A 24,698-nucleotide genomic window follows, 5' to 3' on the forward strand; every position below is an offset into this window, starting at 1 on the left:
TTAACTACGAATCAACCGCTCGGAGGTTTCGCTTTTTCAACGTGCCGTCATCGCCACATCGTTTTTGCCTCGGTACCTGCGTCAAATTTTCAGCATAGCTATTGCCAGCACGCCCTGCGTGGTTCATTATGTATGCAACCCAACTAATCCCCACTAAGGACTGGTGCCCGCCATGTTCATCACCCAAACACTTTTCGAGCTGAAGAAGATTTCCAAGCCGCTCGTTGTGGCACTATTTGTGTTGCTCGTGGTGACGCTGGCGATTCCGGTGGGGCATGAGTTAACGCAGCCGACTTATGGACGGTCATATAACCCAGAAAATAGCATATTACTTAGCACAACTGCTAAAAATTCTGGCAAAGAAGAGTTAAAGCAAGATTTAATGACAAGAATGAGGGTAGATCGGACTTTTGCCCTGCATAGGTTAAAAATCGGTGCCATTAAAAGCGGCCTATTACCTTCAGAACTTAAAAAAGAGCGGCGGATTGTTAATTTTTACAACAAGGCACTTCCGTTGTTAGCTACAAATAAATTTCAAAAGGTAAATCAGCTATCCTCAGAATTATTAACCTCGCACCCCAATCCAGCCAACTACGAGCTCGCTATTTGGTTATTGGGTAGCGCAATGACTAGTCACGTCCCATCTGACAAATTATTCCGCACCCAGCAAAGCGCGATATTAAAATACGCGCCGACAAAAATCGCCGCAATCAGCGTATACAGCGATGCTTTAAACCTTATTTTACCAACAATAATTGGTTGGGGCGAGTATGACACTCACTCAAAACCACTAGCTGTTACTATGGTAATCTGGATTATTGGTATCGTTCTCTGTGCCTCAGTCTTCAGCAACAAACGTAAAACATTTACTGATTCGCTTGCCCGTTTATCCCCGCTCGGTGATTCACGTCTTTACGTGTCACGCGCTCTTGCCGCACTTATTGTCTTTGAAGGAATTATACTGCTTGCTTATGCTGCCATCATCTTAGTTACCGCAATGACTCCTGGCCACAATTTGGGTGTGTTTAATTTTCCGATTATCATCTTTACAAACGGAGATTTTGCATCCAATCCTCTTATCTTAATACTCGCAAAAGCACTGATTTACTACACACTTTGGTTTATTCAGCTAAGCGGACTAACTGTTATCTTGCACCAATTGACAAGAAACCAAATCACAATAGTGTTCTGGCTTGTAATCGTATCCTTCGCACAGCAGCTCGGAATCCTCGCACTCTTTCCCGCATCAGTTGCCGCATATATTCCAGCACACTTCATTAATTTGCCACAGCTAATACTTCACTTTGCGCCATTTGGTTCAGTTGGCATGGTCAATTTTACTGCCGTCACAGTTTTCTGGACTGGAGCGGCCACGATTATAGCTGCTGTAATTAAAGCATTCCAGCAGAAAAGAGCCTTCTAAGCAGAAGACTCTTTTCTATATACCGCGCCATTTGTCAGTTATAGATAGTAAGCAGCTGAACGTTCAACACCATCAACTTCGTAAACATAGTATTTCCCGTCAAGCTTACCAGGAACAAGCGAAAGCGTGCTTTGATACGTTATTTCAACTGTACCACTAAGGCTTGGCCCTTGATCAACAATGGCAATCTTGGAAAATGCCACAGCCTTCAACGCCGTAACATTGCTGATCCCAGTTCCCGTCGCCGCACCCACTGTAACTGAGGCGCTGGACATTGCGACGGAGAATACAGCTAAAGCAGTAAATAGAATCTTCTTCATAAGGATTCCCTCCTTTTTGACGTTCAGTGTCTGGCAACAATGCGCTTCGGGCTTATTACTTATCCTTTATTTATAGAATACAAGATTGCTTAACCCCCCCGTCAAGGATTTTTCATAAATAAATTAATCTTTTCGATATAAGCAAACGATTAATGTGGCATAACTTAAGCGTTGCTCACTACTTAGTATGTCTTTATACGCTTACACAGTTTTATATCAATACCAAGTTGTACCTCAGTTACTAATGGCATTTGTCCACCTTGTTGAAAAATCTACGTGTATTGGTGCTTTTACCTATTTCCGCTGAACGTTTGCCCATACTTCTCATTCCGGTTGTTGATTGGTTGCTGAACAAGAATTAACTTACCATTGGCGACATTTACCATGACCGCATCGCCAAGAAACAATGGGCAAGTCGGTGGCCGCTGCTACACATCATTGAGCCAGAAGCATAAGCGTTACTGTTAACTACGAATCAACCGCTCGGAGGTTCCGACTTTTCAACGTGCCGTCATCGCCACATCGTTTTTGCTCCGTTACCTGCACCAAATTTTCAGCATAGCTATTGCCAGCGCGCCCTGCGTGGTTCATTATGTATGATCCCCACTAAGGACTGGTGCCCGCCATGTTCATCACCCAAACACTTTTCGAGCTGAAGAAGATTTCCAAACCACTCGTTACACATTTGAAGTGTACTTCAAATGTGTATGGAATCACCCCTATTTTTGAACTATACTTCAGATAATGAAAATAATTGGAGGCCGCCATGATGATCGAACGCACGAAATATTTAAACCAACTAATCCAGTTTCAGGACAACGACTTAATCAAGGTTATCACTGGAGTACGCCGCTCCGGCAAATCGGTACTGCTCGAACAGTATCGCGACCATCTGCTGACTAGCGGTGTAAACCAAACGGACATAATCCACCTAAACTTTGAGGATTTCGACCTGCAAACCATTCGTACCGAAGATCAGCTACACACTTTGCTCGCCAGCAAATTGGTTCACAATCGGCAACAGTACTTGCTCCTGGACGAGATTCAACAGATTAACGGTTGGCAACGCGTGATTAATGGTGTTCGTGTGTCCTTTAACTGCAATATCGTAGTCACCGGATCCAATGCCAGTCTGCTTTCAGGCGAACTAGCCACGCTTATTAGTGGCCGATACGTGCGTATTAACGTATTTCCTTTTTCATTCGCCGAATTTCTCGCGGCTAAGAATATTGACCCGAATTCACGTGCTGTCGATCAAGCATTCATCGAATACGAAAAATTTGGTGGCTTTCCAGCGGTAACGATGGCTCAGTCACCGCTGAAGGAATCAATTATCAGCGGAATTTATGATTCAATCATACTTAAAGATGTTGCACAGCGAGGCAGCATCCGTGATGTGGGTATTCTGCGCGCACTCATCAGTTATCTGGCGGATAACGTGGGACAGCTGGTGAATACAAACAAAATTGTAGGTACACTGAATAGTGCTGGTTTTTCGACTAACGCACACACACTTGATCGCTATCTAATTCTGTTGCAAAATGCGTTCTTGTTCTACCGTGCCCAACAATACGACATTCGTGGTCGCAACTATCTGCGCACCGCCGGCAAGTATTTCATCGTTGATAATGGTTTGCGTTACAACGCTGTCGGTTATCGCGCTGGCAACATGGGCAAACAACTCGAGAACATCGTCTATATCGAACTACTACGGCGCGGGTACAGTGTGGACATCGGCAAACTGGACAGCACCGAAATTGACTTTATCGCCAAACGCCACGATGAATACCTCTACATCCAGGTCACTTACACCGTGCCAGAAAATGGGCACGAGACCGACAACCTGCTCCACATTCCCGACAATTATAAAAAAGTTCTCATCACTCAGCATCCATACGAGCTCAATGAGATTGATGGCATCCCGGTAATTCCGGTTGTTGATTGGTTGCTGAACAAGAATTAAACTTACCATAATCACCCGGACACATCCGTCCAGAAAGTTGGTTCACTATGAGTATCATCACCGATCCATTCACCCTTCCAAACGGCGTCAAGATTCCGCAAGTCGGATTCGGCACTTGGCAGATTCCTGCTGGCGACGTTGCCTACACCTCCGTCGCTAACGCCTTGAAGGCAGGTTATCGCCATATCGACACAGCGACCGCTTACCGTAATGAAGCAAGTGTCGGTGCAGCAATTCGCGACTCCGGCATTGCGCGTGACCAAATTTTCGTCACCAGTAAGCTCCCCGCAGAAGCGAAAACGTACGCGGATGCGGCTAAGGCCATCGACGAATCGCTCACTAAACTCGACCTCGGCTACATTGACCTCTACCTCATCCACGCCCCATGGCCATGGGCCGAACTGGGTGCCGACTACAAAGAAGGCAACGCCGAAGCTTGGCGTGCCATGGAAGACGCCTATGACGCCGGCAAGTTCCGCGCCATCGGAATCTCCAACTTCAACGTGGCCGACCAGGAATACTTGTACGCCCACAGCCGCATCACGCCAATGGCCCTGCAGCTGCAGTTCTACATCGGCTACCGCGAAGCTGCCAACGTTGACTGCGCCCGCGCCCACGGTCTGCTCGTCGAAGGCTTCTCACCACTCGCAACTGGCTTCCTCTTTGGCAACCAGGACGTCGCCGCCATCGCTGGACACTACGACGTCACCGTCGCCCAGCTCGCGATTCGCTACGTCCTGCAAAACGGGATTGTGCCGCTGCCAAAAGCAATCGGTGCAGATCACGTGGTGGAAAACACCAAGCTCGACTTCATCATCAGTCCAGCCGACATGGCGGCACTGAACGCCATGAACGATACGGCACCCGGTGAAGACCACAACGAATACTAAGAACGCAAACAGGCCGCAACTCTGCATACGCGCAGAATGGCGGCCTGTTTTGATACATTTTCATAATCGTGCTGTGCTTAGTATTGCTCAGCTTTTCTTCCGGGCAAGACCGAATCTCCCATTGACGCCATCCAGCCAACAAGTGCATGATTAACCTGGCTAATCATACATAAAAGAAGGTGTCACCATGCACATCGCCATTGTCGAGGATGACGCCGCAACTCGCGCCACAACAACCGCCCTCCTCACCGCTTACCAAACTGAACATAACCAGGAACTAACGTGGACGAACTTCGAATCTGCCGAGGCCCTCCTGTTTGCCCTGCCAGACACCGCCTTCGACTTCCTGCTGCTGGACATCCGCCTTACCGGACGCGACGGCATGACGCTGGCCAAGAGCATCCGGGCGCGGGACGCCAACATCGCCATCGCTTTCCTCAGTAACTATGAACAGTACGTGTTCGATGGGTACGACGTCGACGCGCTTGCCTACATCATGAAGCCGCTGACGGCCCCGAAACTGGCAGGTTTGCTGTCGAAGGCGGAGTCCCGCATGCAACCCGAAGCCATCATGCTCAGTATTCACGGCAACCTGCAGCGCGTGTACCTCTATGACATTCGCTACGTGGAAGCCAGTGGCCACTACCTCACCGTGCACACCCAAACTGATGATTTAACGTTCAAGGACACGCTGGACCACCTGCAAGAACAGCTGACGGGCGCGAGCTTTGTTCGCGTCCACCGGGCATTCATCGCCAACCTGAATTTCGTCAGCTCACTGGAAAATAGCGACTTGTTGCTCAGCGACGGCACCAGCATCCCCGTCGCCCGTGGCAAACGCACCACTCTCAAAGCGCAGCTGCTGCAGCACTACCGCAGCTTGAGCCAAGACGGGGGTGGCAGTCATGCTTAGCGAACTCCCCCACTGGCTGACCAGCGCGCTGCCAGCCATCGTGCTCGCATTAATTGTCACTGGCACCAGTAACGAAACCAAAATCGCGCACCCGTACCTCATCGCACTGCTCGTTTGCCTGCCCCTACTTGCTCTGCCCTGGGTTGCGGGCAACGGCATCACCCTCATCCTGCTGGCTGGGGTCAGCCTGACGCGCTGGCTACGGTCAGCCACCAGGAACCGCGGCGGCTTCATTCCCGCAATTCTGCTGCTAGCTGTCGGGGTAGCGGTGTTCGTAATTCCGCTGCAACCCGCACTAGTGCTCACGCTGCTCCTCGCCGCCATTTTGCACATCCTCACCACCGGCAGTCGGCAAAACTACCGGCCGCTACAAGTGTTGCTGCTTGCCCTGCACCTGATCTTCATCGCCCTGTCCGCAATCACTAGCGCATGGGTGCAAGTCCTTACCCTCTGCGCCTGGGCGGGCACGCTATGGTTAACCAAAATGCTGCTTGATTACCTATTCCACGAAACGGACATGGTCTACGCGCGGTCGCTGGACAAAATCATGGCGCACTACACTACCGAAATCAACGGGCTGTACGCCAACATTCGCGGCTGGCGGCATGACTACCACGACCACCTGCAAGCCCTCAAGTACTACCTGCATGATGACCAGCTGCAGCAGGCCCACGACTATCTCAACCAGCTGGAAGATAAGCTTGATGAGATTGACGATATCGTCCACTCTGGCAACACCGTCATGGACGCAGTCGTTAACTCCAAGCTCGCCTTGGCTGAGAAAGCCCAAATCGCCACCGACGTCTCCGTATTCGTCGGCCACCAACCCCTGATTTCCGACATCGACCTGGTTGTCATCCTCGGCAACGTGCTGGACAATGCCATTGAGGCTGCCAGTGAGCAACCCGACCCCACGACGCGATTCATCCGCGTTTACATCGCCATCGAAAAGCAGCAATTGTACATCTCGGTCACCAACAGTCGCCGTGCTGATCAGGTGATTGACATCAACTACGCGTCCACGAAGAACGACAAGCGCGGCCTCGGGATTCGCCGCATCAATGCCCTGGTCGCAAAGTACCACGGCATCATTAACCGCCAATACGAAGAGGGCGTGTTCGTGACGGAAGTACTGCTGCCGCTAATCCGCATATCGGCGTGAGTAAAACAGGGGGACTAACAAACATTGTTGGTTCTCCTTTTTTACTAGTTACTGACCGCTGGACGTGCCACTGACGGCCAAATTTAGACATTTCAGGAATTTTTTGGTTGCCTACAGTGAATTGCCAGTATGCTAATCCCATCAACCATCAGAAAGCAGGTTCGCCTATGTACAAGAAACAAACAAATAAACACGGCGTATTCAGCAATATCCATTGGCAGTGGCATTGGGTGACGCAGTCCGCTGATCACGCTTTGCCGCAATTAATTAGCAGCATTATCATTGATGTGATACTGGCGGTCGGTGCGACCATTTTGCCGGCCGTAGTCGTGCAATTACTGGCAGCTCACACCGCCTTACCCAACGTGGCGCTGGTGTTACTCGGCATTAGTGCGGCGTTGGCATTGGCACAATGGGGCCGACCTGTTAATGAAATAGTGTTCACCAACACCTATAGGCGCGGACGTATTTTGCAGTTAATTCAGTTTGGTCTACATAAGGTGCAAGTACCGTACGTCTGGAACTCGATACCAGCTTATGACCAGGATCGCTACACCGCATCCGCCTATGGGCTTTACGGCGATAGCACCGGGTCCGAAGCAATCATCAAGAACTTCCGCGAACTGTTAAGCAGTGCTCTCACGCTACTCTTCCTTCTTGGCTCCCTCGCCATCATCAAATGGTGGTTGCCGCTTCTTCTCCTGTTTTTCGCGCTAATCAGCGACCGGGTGCAACGCGCCACCCGGTCTTTCCGCCGGCAGCAGCGGGACCACAATAACAAGCTGATTAATAAGGTCAATTACATTTCACGGGCGGCATCAGCCGAAACGGGCGCCAAAGATATTCGCCTCTACAATTTTGCCGCCGAATTCAACGCGCACATGCAAGGCGCCACGCACGCGTGGGCGGCCAACGAATACCGCGTTTACTTCCGCACCTTCGTGCAAGCAACCATCATCGCGGCATTGAATGGACTGTGCAACTTTGCGATTTATGGCAGCCTCATCGCCAGCGTCATTCGCGGCGCGTTCACTGCCAGCGGGTTCACTTACGCCTTCAACGCGGTCAGCACCACTACCACCCAGTTGACCCAACTGCTGACGGCGTGGAACGCGCTCAACCAGAATAGTGACGATGTGGACTTAGTACGTAACTTATTCATGGTGGAAAACCAGGCCATCGCCGCGCCGAACCGCACGCGCACTGATTTACCAACCACACCGCAGCCCATCATCTTCCAGCACGTCTACTTCCGCTACCCCGATGCTGACCACGACACCATCGCCGACCTGAACCTCACCATTTCGGCAGGGGCCAAAATGGCACTGGTTGGTGCCAACGGGGCGGGGAAAACAACCATCACCAACCTGATGCTCGGCCTACTCGAGCCCACCAGCGGCACCATCCTGCTTGGAGACACGCCCATTAACACCTTCGTTTTGCACAATTACTGGCAATATTTTGCCCCTGTCTTCCAAGACTCAACGATTGCGGCCACGACCATCGCGGAGAATGTCGCCATGAGCAAAAACGTTGACCGCCAGCGCATCCACGCTGCCTTAGAGCAAGCCGGGCTCACTACCGATGTGGCCCGTATGGAACACGGACTCGACACACCCCTCACCAATTATATTGCCGACGACGGCGTCGAACTTTCTGGTGGGCAGGAACAGAAGCTGATGTTGGCGCGCGCACTCTACCGCGACGCTCCCGTCTTGATTATGGACGAACCCACCGCGGCACTAGATGCACTGGCCGAAAGTAAGATTTACCAAGAATACAACCAAATGGTGACCGGCAAAACCAGCATCTTCATTAGTCACCGGCTCGCCTCCACACAGTTTGCTGACGAAATTCTATTCTTAGACCACGGGCACATCACCGAACGTGGCCAGCACCGCGACCTGCTCGCCACCGGGGGTGGTTACGCCGAATTATTCAAGATTCAAAGTCGTTATTACCAGGAGGACGCGGAAAATGCTGACTAAATTCAACCAAACTTACAGGCGGTACCTGCGCTTCATCCACCGTGTCGACCAATACGCACTGCCAATCACGATTGCCAACGCGTTAGGCCAAATTGTGGTGCCCTACCTAACCTTCATTTTATTGGGTTGGCTGCTGAATACCGTTCTTGGTGGTACCAGCATCAATGCTATTATCTGGCCACTTGCCGGCTTCCTCGCCTTGATTTTCTGTCTGCAAGCACTCGCAGCCGCGGCAACCAACTACTTCGAACGTCTCTCAATGCGCCTGGATAACCAAATTACGACCATGGTTGCAGATAAGCAAGCGCGCGTCAGCCTGCATTTGTTCAATGACCCGCAATTTCGCAAGGCCTATTCTGCCGTTGATCAGGGTCGCATGTACTTCGGTGGCTTTGACCGCTTTCTCGAAGGTAACGTCACCCCCGTGGTGAACTTGATTCTCGCACTACTCGTGACGGGGACCGTAATCGGACGCTTGTTTTTCACGCACAGCACCACAACCACAACGCTGGCAGCCTTCGCCAACAGTTGGCTATACCCACTGGTCTTAGTGGCAATTATTATCGTTCCCATCGTGGTTTCGATTATCACTAGCCGCATTGGCGGGCGCATTATGCAACAGTTCTTCACCAGCAACGTACAATTGAACCGCGAACTAGATTACTACTTCAACCACGTATTCAGTGAAGACAAAATGGGCAAGACACTCAGGGTTTACGACATCGATAACCTCATGGGCAACCATCTGACCGAGGTCAATGCCAGATCATACAAGAACAACGCACACACGTACGTCAAAAGCACGCGTATCTCTGCACTTGGCGGGACCACAATTGTGCTAGTTACAGGGGCGATTTACATCATGTTGGCCATCAAAAGCGGCACCGGTGCCATCCCCGTTGGGACCGTAGTCATGTACGCCGGCTTCTTCACCCAACTGATTAGCGCCGTCTCCAACCTGCTCAACATTCTCGGTTGGGCCCCACCACTGAACCAAGCACTGACGGCCACCATTGACTTCCTCGAAATGCCTGATCCCGGCGCAAACGGCAGTCTCCCCATCGAAAAGCGCCGCGACAACAAGTACCAACTTGAATTCCACGACGTTAGCTTCAAGTATCCTGGCGCCAAGGAGTTTGCCCTGCAGCACGTCAACCTGAAGCTCGCCATCGGTCAGCGGCTGGCCCTGGTTGGCCAGAACGGGTCGGGCAAGACCACCCTCATCCGCCTGCTCACCCGGCTCGACCAGCCGACTAGCGGCACCATCACTTTGAACGGCATCGACATTCAGAAGTACGACCTGCACGAATACCAGCAAATTTTTGCCGCCGTCTTCCAGGACTTCAAAATGTTCGCCCTCCCCGTTGTCGATAACGTGGCGGCCAGCGCGCACCCCGACCGAGCACGCGTCGAATCCGCCCTGGAGATTGCGGGTGTCGCCGAGCGTGTCCACCGAATGAACCACGGCATCGACACGCCGCTCACCCGGGAACTGGACGAGACCGGTGAGGACGTTTCTGGTGGTGAAGCACAAAAAATCGCCATCGCCCGCGCCTGGTACAAGGACGCGCCATTCATCATCCTGGATGAGCCCACCGCAGCCCTCGACCCAATCTCTGAGTACGACATTTACCAGCACCTCGACGACCTGATTGCGGACAAGACCGCCATCTACATCAGCCACCGCATGAGTTCCACGCGGTTTGCGGCCCGCATCGTGGTCTTGGATCACGGCCAAATCGTGCAGGACGGCACCCACGCGAGCCTCATGGCCGAAGCCGGGGTCTACCGTGACCTGTTCAATGCCCAGGCCCAGTACTACACCAAGGAACGGATTGCCAAGGAACGCAAGAACGCGGACCTCGTTTACGAATAAGTTAATTGCAGACACGCCGCCAGCGTACAACAACCGCCGGCAGCGTGTTTTTGCCATTTTGCGCTCATTATTCGTGCATATTTATCGACCGTTCTGCGCCGCGTTTGTATCGCTGCTTAGTTTGTGACGTATTGCTTTTGTCACAACAATGGCAGCCCATTCAACTAGCTTGTCGGCACAGATATCATTCCTATTTCAACTGTTGCCGATGTATATTTTATTACCTATTTATGATATTATTTTCTTAAAATTAGGAGGCGGTTAAAATGTTAGAAGTATCTGGGCTCAACTTTGCATTTAAGGACAAGCCGATTCTACGTGACGTGAACTTCACTCTGGGTGACGGGCAGGTCATTGGCCTCGTCGCACCAAACGGGACGGGGAAAACCACGCTGCTGCGGCTATTGTGCGGCTTGCTCCCAAACAAGGACGCCAGCATCAAGCTGAACGGCGTCGACCTCAAGAAGAAGCGCACCGCCTTCTTGAAGCAGCTCTTCTTCCTGGAGAGTTCCAACCACCTCTACGCGGACCTAACCGTGCGCGACCACCTGCTGTACGTGAAGCGGATGTGGAAGTCCAAGGTCGACATCAACGCGGTCATCGAAGAACTGGGTATGACCAGTTACTACAAGAAGAAAATCAAGAGCTTGTCCCTCGGGATGAAACAGCACGCGCTGCTGGCGATGTACATCATTAGCGACGCCCAAACCATGTTCATCGACGAACCGCTGAACGGGCTGGACCCCACCAGTATTCAGGAGTTCGAGCACATGTTCCGCCGGCTGCGGGATGAGGGTAAGACGCTGCTCGTATCCTCCCACCAGATGGATAGTGTCGGCCGGGTCTGTGATTCCGTCTTCTTCCTCAAGAACCAGAACATCACGAACATCGAAAACACCGGCCAGGACATGATGGCGCTGTACACCGAAATGTTCATGACGGAGGCGACTGCCGATGCGTGAACAATACCTCTTCGACCTGAAGAAGAACATCTGGTCGAGCACGAACGTCGTCATCTTCATCGCGTTCCTGATTTTAATGCTCGGCACTTTTTTCACCGCCCTCGGCACCAAGGACGCATCCATGAACGACATGATGCGTGCCTACAGTGAAGCCGGTGACAATATCCAGGTCACCGTCAAGGCACTGAACGAGAAGAAGCACCTGACCAAAGATGAACAGGCACTACTGGCCCAGAAGCAAAAGCAGCAGGAGTACATCAGCAACATCTCGATGGACTACTCCGGTCTGCTCAGCCCCATCCCCATGAACACGGTCAAGGAAACGGACCAGGCCATCCTCGATTACGCCAAGTACAACTTGCGCGAGGCCAAGAAGGGCAACAAGAACCTCGTGCTCATCAGCTACAAGGGCAAGGAAGTGGACAACACCCTGCTGGGCCGCAAGAAGGACGTCGCCTTTTACACCTACCTGGTGCAACACAACACGATGGAAATCCCGGCGAATAAGGTTGACGCGCCGGCCGCGACCTACCTGCCGTACCAGTTCCTCTACCACCTGTCGCCACTCATCATCCTGGCCGTCTTCCTCGTCCAGCTCGGCCAGCTGTTCACGAGCGAAAAGCGGGACGGCACCATCAGCTTCATGAACAACCTGCCCACCGGCAAGCTGCGCATCCTGGTGGCGCGCATGCTGACGTTCCTCACCATCACCATCCCCCTGTTCCTGGGTGCCTGCCTGACGACCTACATCATCACGGGCATCAAGTTTGGCTGGGGCTCGTGGCAGTACCCGCTCGTCTACTCGGCGGACGGCAAAACACCAAGCATCATGACAGTCGGCCACTACTTTGCCATGCTCTGTGCGCTCTTCCTCATCATCGTGCTCTTCTTGATGGTACTCAGCGCACTAGTGGGGCTCATCTCCGGCAACTTCGGCGTCAATATCGTCGTTTGCGCCGTTCCGCTCGTGCTCGCGACTAAGCAGGTGCTGACAGCCGGCATCATTGCGCACTTCACCAAGTTCCTGCCCAGCAGCTATTTTGACGCTTCGAAAGTCATCCTGCACGAGACGGACTGGTCCATCTTGGGCATCGGGGGCGGCGTCCTCGTCATCCTGCTCTGGACCGCCGTCCTCTTCGGCCTGTGCGTCCTCATTCTGCGCCGCCGCGAACGGCTGTAGCGGGGTAACGCGATGAGAGCACAATTCATTCTCGAGTGGAAAAAACAACCGTGGCTCCTGCACCTCTTCTGGTTCCTGCTCCTTCTCGCAATGGTTGGCACCACCGCCATTCGCTATGAAGCTAACCCGCACAAGCACGGCATCGGCGATGGCGATAGCGAGCACGTTCGCTGGGCGGCCGGCACGGTAACGTCCGACCGCAAGTTTTGGTCAACCACAATCGCCAGGATGACCAGCAATCTCAAAAGCGACGTCGACAAGTCCGCAGATAGCCCGCAGAACCGCGACTACAAGCAGGCCGGTAAGACCACTAGCCAGCAACTCTTGCGCGGTGACTATCTGGGGGCCATCACCACGGAGGAAGCATTTTTAAAAAAATACCCCGAAACCCGTAACCGCAGCTATTTTCTCCTTGGTGACTTCATTAACGCCGGCGGGACGGCAATCGAGAAAGATGCCGCAGTCAGTCAGTACATCCTCAAGCACAAACTGAACATCTTCCCCGGAATCACCGAATTCTCGTCCGCGCTGAATAACTTCACTGTCACCCTCGGTTTGAGCGGCATCGGCATTTTTGCTGACCAAGAGCGCACATTCTGCCTCATCGTCCTCACCATGGCCCTCACCACCTTCGCCATGGTCTTCTACCGCGACCGTAAAAACGGCACCGCCAGCATGATGCGGGCGGCGCCAATTACCGCGGGCAAGCAGGCACTGATTCGCTGGGCGGCCACCACGCTCGTGCTCAACTTAGTGCTGCTCTTAGTGGCCGGCCTAATTCTGGCCGTCATGAGCACCTTCCCCGATCGCACCTGGGGGACGTTCGCCTACCCAATCGCCGTTGACTTCATGAACAAGGTCATCATCGTGCCGCTGGGTCGCCTGCTGCTGGAGTGGCTGCTGGTGGCCAATCTGTGGTTCATCCTGATTGGTAGTGCCGCCCACTTGTTCAGCCTGTTTTCACGGAACACCATACTGGGCATGGCACTGCTGGCGACCGGCGTTTTCCTCGAACCGCTGAACCTCAGCGCCCTCATCCCCGCTGGCTTGCTGCGCATCCTGCCGGGGCACTTCATCGACTTTGCCGCCGTTGTGCGCCACTACCGCGAATTCAGCGTCGTGTCGCTGGTCAACACTTCCGGCACGTTCCTAATCTGGACCGCCATGTTCGTCTTCCTGGCCGGTATCCTCTTGCGTCTGCGCACCCGCAGCAGCAGTGCCCTGCTGGCAACTGACTAACGACGACCGCTTACGCACGATATTTGACCACTCACGTTTTTTTGCGGACACCAGCACCCGGCGTAGCTATACTAAAGTCATCATCAAGTTCAGAAAGTAGGCACCATTATGAAAAAATCAATCGTCGTTCTCGGTAACCACCACGTCACCGGCTTCTGGGCCGTTCCCGCACTCATCCTCGGCGTTATTCTCGGCCTAGCCATCCTCGCCCTCGTCGTTCCGCTCACTCTGGGCGTGACGGCGGTCGCGCTGGTCGCGGCGTTGGGCGCGGTTGCCTTTGCCCTGATCGTGGCGGCAATTGCCATCATCGGGGCGTTGGCCTTCCTGCGCTTCGGCCACTTCAAGCACGTGATCATTCGCTTCCGCCGCGATGGGCACAAGCAAAGCTGTCCGCTGAATGTTAACCTGCGCGGACGCGATGCCTGGAACACCATGCGCGCCTACTACGACGATAACCGCGAGCGGCACAGCTGGAGCCACGCCGTGAACCACGCCGCTAAGCTCTACTTCACCCGCGACCTCAAGGCCATCTTGACCCTCGCCATCGCCGAGCAGTACGGTGACGACATGGCGGCCGACTTCAGCAGCGTTAAGGGCAACTACGAATTGAACATCCACTAGTAATGTAAAGGGCGGGTCGCTGACAATCAGCGACCCGCCCTTTGCGTTCATTAAGATTATTTGGCCAGCGCCAACCGCGGTTTGCCGTACAGATAACCCTCCTGCACGGTGATCCCGAAGCGGCTGCGCAGGTGGGTGGCATCCCGCCGCGTTTCGACCCCCGTCACCATCAGCAAGCACCCGTTGTCGTCCGCAACCTGCTTCCAGAAGTTAATCCGCGTATCCAGGTTCACGGTGTCGTGGCTCCGGCGCAGATTCTGCAAGCTGAACTTGAGCACATCCACATACTTCAGCAGCGGAACCATGGCTTCGTAGTGGTTCACGCTCCCGACGTTATCAATGGCGATGCGAATTCCGGCGTCATGGTAAATGCCCATGAGCACGGTCAGATTCTCGGCGTCCGGCACTCCCGTGAGCTCAATGGTCAGGTTGAAGTTCGGGGTCGACTGCACGAACGTAGATAGCGCCCGCGCCACCCGGAAGTCAACGAACTGACTCGGCAGCAGATTCAACCCTAAATGCTGCGTCTCGGCGTCAACCAGCACCGACCTAATCAGCGCGATTTGTACATCTACGTCGATATCAAACGTGTTGGGTAATAGCCACCGCGCACCGTCTGCGCTGCGCATCCGCAGCAATAGTTCGCGCGCGATTAGCTGGTGGTCATCGCTACTAACATCAACAATCGGTTGGCTGAAGAACCGGTACCCCGTATTTTCCTGCTGCCCATCGCTGCGTTCAGAATGACCCTCGATGGTAATCGTGTCGCGCCCGGCGTGTTTGCTCTGGTACAGGAACTCGTCAACGCGCTTGTACGTGTCGGTTTCCTGCTCGTCATCAGCGCGCACCGCGGTGACCCCCATCGAGAGGGTGACGTGCAACTCGACCGCCTCGTAGGTGAAGGTCGTGGCCCGCACCGCGTGCACCATGGCCCGCGCAATCCGCGTCGCCTGGGTCACGGTCATGTTCGGGAACAGCGCGACGAACTCTTCGCCGCCGACCCGGTAGAGGTAATCGCTCTCCAGGTACTCACCAATCGCCTTGCGCACGGTCGCAACGACCCCAGCGAGCACAGCATCACCCGCCGGATGGCCGAAGTGGTCGTTGAAGGCCTTGAAGTGGTCAATATCGAACATCACCACGGTCAGCGGCGTGCCGTTAGCCTGACTATCCGTGAACATTTCTGCAATATCACGTTCGAAAAGGGAGAACGAGCGGGCATTCGTTAATGCGTCGTAGTTCGCCTGCACCGTCATTTCCGTCGACACAGTTGCCAGACGGTCCTGCCGCGCCCAATAGCGGTGGCCGATGTAGGACATGATGACAAATAGCAAAATGGCCTCAACCCGCGTCACGGGGGTCACGGTCAGACTCGCACTGGCCGACACCGCGGGCACGAACGGCCAAACGCTGCACGCCATGGCCACCACCAGCAGCGTGCTACCCCAAGTCGAGTTGCGCACTTGCCGGTCGAAGATGTAGACCACTAATTCAATGAGCAGCACTGCGGCCAGTGAGACAAACCCCTGCCAACGGTCGAAGTTCCCGAAGTTGTGCATCGCGACCACAAACAACACGGCCGCCGCCCGCACGAGGTACTCGCCAAAGTTAATTCGTGCATCACACAACATGAAGAACACGATGTATAAACCCAGGTTATGGAACATCATGGCGTTCGTACTTAGGGGCGCGACAAACCCCATCCAAAATAGCAGCGCAGTCAGTCCAAGCCCGGACAGAAGCAGTTCAACGCGGGCAAGGTACTGCCGCGAGCCCTTAGGCGTGGTCACGAGTGCCCGGCGCCACAGCCAGTAATACGTCGTCACGAACCCCATCGCGAAGAACGCCGCAATCGCAATTTGCGTGGGTAATATTTGTACTGTTTTCACCAAACTAATATTGTCCACGGCGTACCTCCCTAGCGACTTTAACCATTTAATTATAGTTGAAAAATAGCGGAAGTGATACACATTTACCGGGACTAGTGCAGAAATGAGCATGGTAAGTTACCTGTCGCAGAACGGTTTCCGGGCGTATCCCGCTTAGCCTTGCCTAAGTACACGAAAACAGGCACCACGCATCTATGCGTAGTGCCTGTTGCTTGCCAACCGTTGGCAAAATTATACTAGAACAATCCGGAACCGGAGTTATTCGTCGTCTGATTGCCGAGCTCCTGCACGGCAACTTCGACACTCTCGTCAGCGCTACTTTGCAGCTGATTACGATCAGGATCATCGAACAAGCCCCGGTAATGCTCACCGCCAGAAGCGGAATTGCCCCCGCTGATTCGTTCATCAGCAGTGTTGGCCGCGTGCGTAATCGCCGCGGTATCACTGATTGCCGTCACCGTCTGGTTATCGCCCGTACCAGCAGGTGTAGTGATGGTTCCCTGAACGGTTGCCGGGACAACTGAATTATCAGTTGCTGGCATATTTGCCGTAGCAGCTTGGGCCGCCGCTACAGCATTCGCGCCGCTTGTCGCTGCGGAACTCGTTGCCTGATTCTGCGTGGCCGTGGCAGCAGGTGCTGTTGTCCCGCCGTTGTTGGTTGTTGACGTGGTGCTGCCGCCGTTATCTGGCGTTGGTGTTGTGTTTCCACCGTTGTCAGTTACTGGGGTAGTGTTGCCATCGTTTTCTGGTGTTGGTGTGGCGCTCCCACCGTTGTCGGTTGTTGGTGTCGTATCGTCACCATTATCCGTCGCTGGCATTGTGTTCCCACCATTATCAATTGTTGACGTCGTGCTACCACCGCTGTCAGTTGCTGGGGCCGTATCGCCACCATTATCCGTCGCTGGCGTGGTGTTCCCACCATTGTCAGTTGTTGACGTCGTGCTGCCATCGTTGTTGGTTGTTGGGGTAGTTGTGCCGTCATTGGTTGTTGGCGTCGTGCTACCAACGTTACCCGTCGCTGGGGTTGTGTTCCCGCCGTTGTCAGTTGTTGGCGTCGTATCGCCACCATTGTCCGTCGCTGGCGTGTTGCTACCACCGTTGTCGGTTGTTGGAATAGTGCTGCCACCATTGTCCGTCGCTGGAGTGGTGTTCCCACTGTTGTCAGTTGTTGGCGTCGTTGTACCGCCATTATCTGCCGCCGGTGTTGTGTTCCCACCATTGTCAGTTACTGGGGTTGTGCTCCCGCCATTATCGGTTGTTGGCGTCGTTGTACCACCGTTGTCGGTTGTTGGCGTCGTTGTGCCACCATTGTTGGTTGATGGAGTAGTGTTGCCACCATTATCTGCCGCTGGCGTGGTGCTCCCGCCATTGTCGGTTACTGGCGTCGTTGTGCCACCATTATCCGTCGCTGGCGTGGTGTTCCCACTGTTGTCAGTTGTTGGCGTCGTTGTGCCGCCATCTGTGATTGGCGTTGTTGTACCGCCATTGTTGGTTGATGGAGTAGTGCTGCCACCATTGTCCGTCGCTGGCGTGGTGTTCCCACTGTTGTCAGTTGTTGAGGTAGTGTTGCCATCGTTTTCTGGCGTTGTTGTACCGCCATTGTCAGTTACTGGCGTCGTTGTACCACCATTATTGGTTGATGGAGTAGTGTTGCCACCATTATCTGACGTTGGTGTCGTGCTACCACCGTCATCTGTGATTGGCGTCGTTGTACCACCATTGTTGGTTGATGGAGTAGTGTTGCCACCATTGTCGGTTACTGGGGTTGTGCTCCCGCCATTATCGGTTGTTGGCGTCGTTGTGCCGCCATTGTTGGTTGACGGAGTAGTGCTGCCACCATTATCTGATGCTGGCGTTGTGTTTCCACCATTGTCAGTTACTGGAGTAGTGTTGCCACCATTATCTGCCGCCGGTGTTGTGTTCCCACCGTTGTCAGTTGCTGGTGTTGTTGTGCCATCATTGATTGTTGGTGTTGTACTACCACCGTTATCCGGCGTTGGCGTCGTGCTGCCACCATTATCTGGCGTTGGTGTCGTTGTGCCACCATTGTCAGTTGTTGGCGTCGTTGTACCACCGTTGTTGGTTGATGGAGTAGTGTTGCCACCATTGTCAGTTGTTGGCGTCTTGGTGTTGTCATAGTAACCATCCGGCGTTACAGATACGCCACCATCACCTTGGATCTTCGTTTTAACCTGGATTCCATCATCCAACTGGCCCTTTACTGTGTGGTCATAGAAATCGTCCTTGGATACGGAAACGCCACCGTCACTCTGGACCTTGGTCTTCACTTGAATTCCGTCGTCCAACTGACCCTTTACTGTGTGATCGTAGTAGTCATCCTTAGATACGGAAACACCACCATCGCTCTGGACCTTCGTTTTAACCTGGATTCCATCATCCAACTGGCCCTTTACTGTGTGATCGTAGTAGTCATCCTTGGATACAGACACGCCACCGTCATTCTGGACTTTGGTCTTCACTTGAATTCCGTCGTCCAACTGGCCCTTTACTGTGTGGTCGTAGTAGTCATCCTTGGATACGGAAACACCACCATCGCTCTGGACCTTGGTCTTCACTTGAATTCCGTCGTCCAACTGGCCCTTTACTGTGTGGTCGTAGTAGTCATCCTTGGATACAGACACGCCACCGTCATTCTGGACTTTGGTCTTGACTTGGATTCCATCGTCCAGCTGGCCCTTTACTGTGTGGTCGTAGTAGTCATCCTTAGATACGGAAACACCACCGACGCTCTGGACTTTGGTCTTCACTTGGATACCATCGTCCAACTGGCCTTTTACTGCGTGGTCATAATAATCGTCTGGTGTGACAGATACGCCACCGTCATGACGCACTTGTCCCTTAACCGAGATACCTGTATCAAGTTGACCAGGAGTATGGTCTACATTCGTGTAGTCGTAAAAATCATCTGGAGTTACGGAAGTCCCACCATCATGGCGCACTCGTTCCTTGACCGTGATACCTGTATCAAGTTGACCAGGAGTATGGTCTACATTCGTGTAGTCATAACTGTCTTCAGGCGTGACTGAGGCCCCACCATCAGCCCGCGTTGCTACCTCTACACCATTATCAGTTTCGCCAGGCGTGTGGTCTACACCCGTGTAGTCGTAAAAGTCATCTGGGGTTACAGAAATGGCGCCATCAGACTGAATCTTGGAATGTACGTGAATGCCGTCATCAAGTTGACCTGGTGTGTGGTCCACGCCTGTATAGTCGTAGTACTTGTCAGGTGTTACTGAAGTCCCGCCATCGATTTGCGTCTTGGTTTTGGCTGTTAACTTGTACTCAACGTCAGTATTGGCAAAGTTCATTGTCCCATTCGTTGACGTCAACTGAGCCACAATCGCGTCTGCCGTCAGCCCGTTGCTCATATCAACGGTGGAACTGTACCCATCGATTTCCGGAACCTGTACGTCAGGTATATCGCTGACCACGGTGAAATTGGTCTTCGTCTTGTTACCAACGGAGTCAGTAATTTCGACATAGTTAACCAAAATTTCGTTTTCGACATCGTCAGGCAGGAGACTTTCATCCCCATCAGAACCATCAGCGAGGTCATAGTCGATGTAGTGCACGAAGGTCATCGTCCGGTGCGCGCTCGTGCTGGAAGGGTAGTAAATAATCGTCGCCTGCAGGTTAATCGTCCCGTTAGCGTCGGCTTCCTGCAGCTTGGTGATCAGCGTATTTTCGTCCAAAGCCGTGTTGGCTACTTCATCGGGGTTAGTGGTGAAACCGTCAATCTTAACCGGTGTGATTGCGGGCAGACTGTCCGTGGTGGCGAACTGTGTCGTGTTGCCGGAGAGGTCCTTAGCCACATCAACATTGCCGATGGTTTTGCTCCTATCAGTATTCGTCGTTTCATCGTAAGTAACCGTAACTGTCCGCTTTTGGTCGGCGGGCAACTTGCTTGGGTCCTCTGGAACGTCCGCAGTGTTATCCGTCCGGTCCGCGTACTTGCTCGTAACGGTCTGGTTGACCGTCGCCGTTTTGTGGACAGTCACAGTCTTAGGCGTGGTCGTGGTTGTGGTGCCGTTACCCGCATTACTTGGATCCAAGCCGCCGTCATTCGTGGTCTTCGTTGGTGTTGCGGGGGTGCTGCTCCCAACGTACCCATCGCCAGAGCCATCCCCGTTCAGACCGCCAGCAAAGCCAGAGATATTGGCCGTCGAACTTGTGATTTCAGATCTGGGGGTCAGCAGAATCACTTTGTTCGCTGCATCGTCGTCGGTTACGTTAATGCCAATACCGTTAGTGTTGGTCAGAATCAGGTTTCCAGTGATAAAGCCTTCCTTGCTCCCGAAACCACTACCGCTAATGTCGAAATTGGCGTTACCAACAAGGTTAATCACGACGTCGCCGCCAGTGTATTTATCCTGGTTAAGGAAAACATATGTGGCCCGCTTGCCCTTAATGCCGGCTGCGTCCGTGTTCACATTGAAGACATACTGGCCCGCTGCATTCTTCTTGGCGGTGGCAAAATCAAAGGCGAGAACGTTCGAATTATCAAGCGTAGTCTCACCGCTCCAGCCCCCAGCAACCGTGTTCGCGTCTGTATCCGTGCTATAGCTAGTCGCAAGCGTCGTGACGGCCGCCTTTAACGCCTTCATTTTGTCAGAAAACAGCCCATCACTGAAGCTGAAACTGCTGAGTGTATCGCTAATCCCGTTGGTGATGCTCCCGGTTCCGGTTAACACACCACCATTGGTAATCAGGGTCTTCGAATTGCCCGCATTAGTACTTGCGGTCAGGCTCCCAGCGATAATGTTGCTGAAAATAGTCCCAGGAATTGGGTCCGCATCCATATTCCCCTGCGTCAAGGCAAAGGAACCACCCGTAATAATGTTGTTGGTGAACCAACCAGCCGCGCCATTCCGTCCAGTGCTCCCACCGTTCATGGCGGAAAGTCCGGCTTTATTCAGGTACGCAAAAATCTGGGCCGCATTCGCAGGGTCCGTGGGGTTACTGAGCGCAGCAGCAGACGGGAAGCCAATGTCGTTAAGTACCGTGTCCAGGTCCGTCTTTGCCTGATCATCAGCCGCACTAATCGACCAGTTGTTCCCATCAAGCGTCAACTTCATGTGTGCTGCGCGGATTTCGGCAACCTGCCCCTGCAGCAACTGCACGGTACTAGAGCCGGTCTTGGTCAAATCAACAACGGTCCCGTCCGCAACGCCCTTTTGCACCTGATCAACAACCTGGCTGTCGTTGCTCCCGGTGTACTTGTAACCCGTGTCCGCACTCGTCGCTTGCACCGGCGCGATGGGGTTCAACACCGTCGCACTAACCGCGATGCCGCTGATTGCCACTGCAAACAGCCCGGCATAAACCCACCGTTTGCCGCTCTTGTACATCTTGTAGTGTAATTTAGCATCTTGCTTATTCATCAGCATGGTGCTCCCCCCTCTGCTCGCAACCAATAACATACAACCAAAACCTTATTACGTATATAAATTGCACATAATAGTAAACAATTCAACGTTATCTGTCTACATTAGAATATAAACAGCGTCAAAAGTCAACGTTATTTTTAAATTTGGCTATAGCAAGGCCAAAATCCCACAAATCATCACAATAGCAAGGCTTAACCCTGCATCAGCCCTTGTACTATCATTCGGAATTTCTGATTTGAATCTGCTATTTTCATCCGTGTACGGGCAGATATTTCCGCATATTTTCGAGTTCCAAAATATGTATGCACAACCATACAAATGCTCTATGGAGTCACTTATAGTTTTCATCATTTTCCGCACAACAACCCGTCCTATCTAGCAATCTGCCCCCCTTTCTTAGTCGCCGGCACCAAAAAAGCACCAATTGAGGGAATTCAAAGTGGAATTCCTTCAATTGATGCTAAAAAATATCCCCGGCAACCGGGATTAGAACTGGCTTGGCGAATAAGTAGCCCTGAATCAGGTTCGGCGTAAACTGTTCAACGATTTTTAAATTGCGCGTCGTTTCGATTCCTTCCACCACAAATTCTTTTTTATCCTGTTTCGCCCGCTGCGCCCACGTGGCCAATTGCGGCAACAAATCAGCCACTGAGCCGTCACGCTCGCTAAAGTTCTGCAGGGCAAACTTGTACTCAGTCACGAATTCATTCAATACGCTCGCCATCGTCGACCCGTTCGCACCCGAGCCCACGTCATCTAAGCAGACATACACGTGGTGCTGCACATACTGCCGCGCCGCCTGCCGCAGTGCCGCTAACGCCCCGCCACATTCGTGTTCCGTCAGTTCCACCACGATTATGCGCTCCGGGAACTGATCTGCTAATTGCGCGAACATCTGCACAAAATCTGGGTCAATGAACTGATCCTGGTCCAAATTAATCGAGACAATCTTGGCTGCTGGTTCCAGCACGGCAATCGTCGCCTGGGCCAGCTGCGTCAACTCACGCGCACCATATTGCCGCAAGTTTGCCGGAAACCGCCACTGCTGCGCAACCCGTTCACGCAAAAACAGCTCATAACCCATTAATATTCTTTTAGGCGAGTACTGTGCCTGGCCAAAGTAACGAATCATTTATGTAAACCCCCACGAAGCTCCCAATATCTACTCTAATTTTACACGAATATCCGGGTAACGCATACTTAATCCCAAAATCACCCCCAGCGCATTAATTTCGTTATTTCACGCCGGGTGCGCTAAAATATTAATAATAGAAACTACGAAATGAAGGCAATCCTATGCGAATTCTTGTAATCGGCTGTACACACGCGGGTACCAATGCGGTGCAGCAAATCTTGACCGCCCACCCCGACAGCGAAGTCACCGTCGTTGAGCGGCATGACGACATTTCATTCCTCTCCTGCGGTATTCCCCTCTACCTCGAGGGCACGGTTAAGCGGCTAGAGGACATGTTCTACGCCACACCGGCAGAACTGCGTCGGCTGGGAGCAACAGTGCTTACACGGCATGAGGTACAGTCAATTGACCTGGATAAGCATACCGCTCACGTTATCGACCTGGATGGTGATTCAGAACGTGACCTGAACTACGACAAGCTCATCATGACCACCGGCTCGACGGTTACCCGGCCCAACATCACCGGCGCGGACAATCCCAAAATCATGCCCTGCAAGAGTTACGTGCACGCACAAAGGCTGGCTGCGGCCGCAAACGATGCGCACATTAAACATGTCGCCGTGATTGGGGCCGGTTACGTCGGCGTTGAGTTAGCGGCGAGCTTCAACAAAACAGGCCACGACGTCACCCTCATCGAGAGCAACCCACAGATTTTGCAAAATTATCTAGATATTAGTAACGCAGTCGTGGCTCAGCAAGCACTCACGGACCACGACATCAAGGTACAGCTGAACACTAGCGTCACTGGCTTCACCGAAGATGACTCCGGCAGTATCACCATCCACACCAACATGGTCGACACGCAGGCAGACATCGTCATTCTCGCGTTTGGCTTTACGCCCGCTGCCGGTCTGCTCCAAGGTAAGGTGGACCAAGATCACCACGGCGCAATCATTGTGAACGACTACCAGCAAAGCTCGAACCCCGACGTTTACGCTGCGGGGGACTGTGCGGTCACGCGTTACAATCCGACTGGCAAAACTGCATACATTCCCCTAGCCAGTTCAGCCGTGCGCCAAGGTCGCCTGGCCGGCATCAACGTCTTCGGCAATGCAGTCCGCAGTCAGGGTACCCAGGGCTCATCCGCCCTCAACCTCTTTGGCACCTGCTTTGCCATCACGGGGCTCACACTACAAAATGCCTTCAAGCAGGGCTTCACTGATTGTCATTCGGTTACCTGGCGGGGCACCTGGCGTCCAGGGTACATGCCCGACACCGCACGGTTAACCATCACTTTGGTTTACGACCGTCCATCCCGCCGGATTCTTGGCGCCCAGCTAATCAGTACCCATGAAGTCGCCCAGTCCGCCAACACCATTTCGATGGCCATCCAAAACAACAATACCATCGACGACCTGGCGAACCTCGACATGCTCTTCCATCCCGATTACAACGAACCGTTCAACTACCTTAACCTCGCCGCTACTGAAGCGATCCAGCAGGAGGCTGAGGAAGGCTACCGTCGGGCAATCTTCAACGCCCAGGGTTCACTTGGCCGGACATTATAAAGCAAAGCCACAGCCGTATTTAGGTACGACTGTGGCTTTTTGCTTTCTATACAATTCAATTTAACGGCACAAAAAAACTCAAGCACAAGGCTTGAGTCTTTCATCTGAGCGTGGCAGCTTCCTACCCTCGCAGGCAGTTTCCCACCAACTACTATCGGCGT

General features: G+C 53.1%; 16 protein-coding genes. 12 read left to right on the forward strand and 4 right to left on the reverse strand.

The window, feature by feature from the left end; translation table 11 throughout:
* The first annotated feature begins 172 nt into the window (after nucleotides 1-172).
* On the forward strand, nucleotides 173-1,423 hold the full coding sequence (locus tag FC18_RS06565) for a hypothetical protein (RefSeq protein WP_056975796.1): 1,251 nt from the start codon (nucleotides 173-175) through the stop codon (nucleotides 1,421-1,423).
* Nucleotides 1,424-1,461: 38 nt separating this feature from the next.
* Here FC18_RS06565 and FC18_RS06570 read toward each other — a convergent pair whose 3' ends face one another.
* On the reverse strand, nucleotides 1,462-1,743 hold the full coding sequence (locus tag FC18_RS06570) for a hypothetical protein (RefSeq protein ID WP_054679624.1): 282 nt from the start codon (nucleotides 1,741-1,743) through the stop codon (nucleotides 1,462-1,464).
* 769 nt (nucleotides 1,744-2,512) lie between these two features.
* Here FC18_RS06570 and FC18_RS06575 point away from each other — a divergent pair.
* The 10 genes from FC18_RS06575 (at nucleotide 2,513) to FC18_RS06620 (ending at nucleotide 14,537) form a co-directional block, all read left to right on the forward strand.
* Entirely contained in the window at nucleotides 2,513-3,706 is a 1,194-nt protein-coding gene (locus FC18_RS06575; protein WP_054679621.1) for an ATP-binding protein, read from the forward strand.
* 47 nt (nucleotides 3,707-3,753) lie between these two features.
* Complete coding sequence (locus FC18_RS06580; protein ID WP_054679618.1) at nucleotides 3,754-4,596, forward strand: aldo/keto reductase; 843 nt, start codon at nucleotides 3,754-3,756, stop codon at nucleotides 4,594-4,596.
* Nucleotides 4,597-4,783: 187 nt separating this feature from the next.
* Nucleotides 4,784-5,509 carry a LytR/AlgR family response regulator transcription factor gene (locus FC18_RS06585; RefSeq protein WP_054679614.1) on the forward strand — a complete coding sequence of 242 codons (726 nt, stop codon included), beginning with the start codon at nucleotides 4,784-4,786 and terminating at the stop codon, nucleotides 5,507-5,509.
* A gap of 331 nt (nucleotides 5,510-5,840) precedes the next feature.
* On the forward strand, nucleotides 5,841-6,671 hold the full coding sequence (locus FC18_RS12425) for a sensor histidine kinase (RefSeq protein WP_420806090.1): 831 nt from the start codon (nucleotides 5,841-5,843) through the stop codon (nucleotides 6,669-6,671).
* A gap of 167 nt (nucleotides 6,672-6,838) precedes the next feature.
* Nucleotides 6,839-8,659, forward strand: a complete 1,821-nt coding sequence (locus tag FC18_RS06595) for an ABC transporter ATP-binding protein (RefSeq protein ID WP_054679608.1) — start codon at nucleotides 6,839-6,841, stop codon at nucleotides 8,657-8,659.
* Nucleotides 8,649-10,535 carry an ABC transporter ATP-binding protein gene (locus FC18_RS12305; RefSeq protein ID WP_056975800.1) on the forward strand — a complete coding sequence of 629 codons (1,887 nt, stop codon included), beginning with the start codon at nucleotides 8,649-8,651 and terminating at the stop codon, nucleotides 10,533-10,535. Before FC18_RS06595 ends, FC18_RS12305 begins: the two co-directional genes overlap by 11 nt.
* 266 nt (nucleotides 10,536-10,801) lie before the next feature.
* On the forward strand, nucleotides 10,802-11,497 hold the full coding sequence (locus FC18_RS06605; protein WP_056975802.1) for an ABC transporter ATP-binding protein: 696 nt from the start codon (nucleotides 10,802-10,804) through the stop codon (nucleotides 11,495-11,497).
* The gene (locus FC18_RS06610) at nucleotides 11,490-12,677 is read left to right on the forward strand and encodes an ABC transporter permease subunit (protein WP_054679595.1); all 1,188 of its coding nucleotides are present in this window, start codon (nucleotides 11,490-11,492) and stop codon (nucleotides 12,675-12,677) included. The genes FC18_RS06605 and FC18_RS06610 overlap by 8 nt, the downstream gene beginning before the upstream one ends.
* A 12-nt stretch (nucleotides 12,678-12,689) precedes the next feature.
* On the forward strand, nucleotides 12,690-13,916 hold the full coding sequence (locus FC18_RS06615; RefSeq protein ID WP_054679592.1) for a tol-pal system YbgF family protein: 1,227 nt from the start codon (nucleotides 12,690-12,692) through the stop codon (nucleotides 13,914-13,916).
* A gap of 108 nt (nucleotides 13,917-14,024) precedes the next feature.
* Entirely contained in the window at nucleotides 14,025-14,537 is a 513-nt protein-coding gene (locus FC18_RS06620) for a hypothetical protein (RefSeq protein ID WP_054679589.1), read from the forward strand.
* Between the two features lie 56 nt (nucleotides 14,538-14,593).
* Here FC18_RS06620 and FC18_RS06625 read toward each other — a convergent pair whose 3' ends face one another.
* The 3 genes from FC18_RS06625 to FC18_RS06635 all read right to left on the reverse strand — a co-directional run bounded on the left by FC18_RS06625 (nucleotide 14,594) and on the right by FC18_RS06635 (nucleotide 22,966).
* Nucleotides 14,594-16,444 (reverse strand): sensor domain-containing diguanylate cyclase, encoded by a 1,851-nt coding sequence (locus FC18_RS06625; RefSeq protein WP_056975804.1) that lies wholly within the window; start codon nucleotides 16,442-16,444, stop codon nucleotides 14,594-14,596.
* A 218-nt stretch (nucleotides 16,445-16,662) separates the two neighbouring features.
* Nucleotides 16,663-21,834, reverse strand: coding sequence for a KxYKxGKxW signal peptide domain-containing protein (locus tag FC18_RS06630; protein WP_056975806.1), 5,172 nt, complete (start codon nucleotides 21,832-21,834; stop codon nucleotides 16,663-16,665).
* A 460-nt stretch (nucleotides 21,835-22,294) separates the two neighbouring features.
* Nucleotides 22,295-22,966 (reverse strand): EAL domain-containing protein, encoded by a 672-nt coding sequence (locus FC18_RS06635; protein ID WP_082404210.1) that lies wholly within the window; start codon nucleotides 22,964-22,966, stop codon nucleotides 22,295-22,297.
* Between the two features lie 164 nt (nucleotides 22,967-23,130).
* On the opposite strand from FC18_RS06635, the gene FC18_RS06640 reads away from it, so the two are divergent.
* On the forward strand, nucleotides 23,131-24,537 hold the full coding sequence (locus FC18_RS06640; RefSeq protein WP_056975808.1) for an FAD-dependent oxidoreductase: 1,407 nt from the start codon (nucleotides 23,131-23,133) through the stop codon (nucleotides 24,535-24,537).
* The last annotated feature ends 161 nt before the right edge of the window (nucleotides 24,538-24,698 follow it).

The organism is Lacticaseibacillus sharpeae JCM 1186 = DSM 20505, from assembly GCF_001436225.1.
Taxonomy (GTDB): domain Bacteria; phylum Bacillota; class Bacilli; order Lactobacillales; family Lactobacillaceae; genus Lacticaseibacillus; species Lacticaseibacillus sharpeae.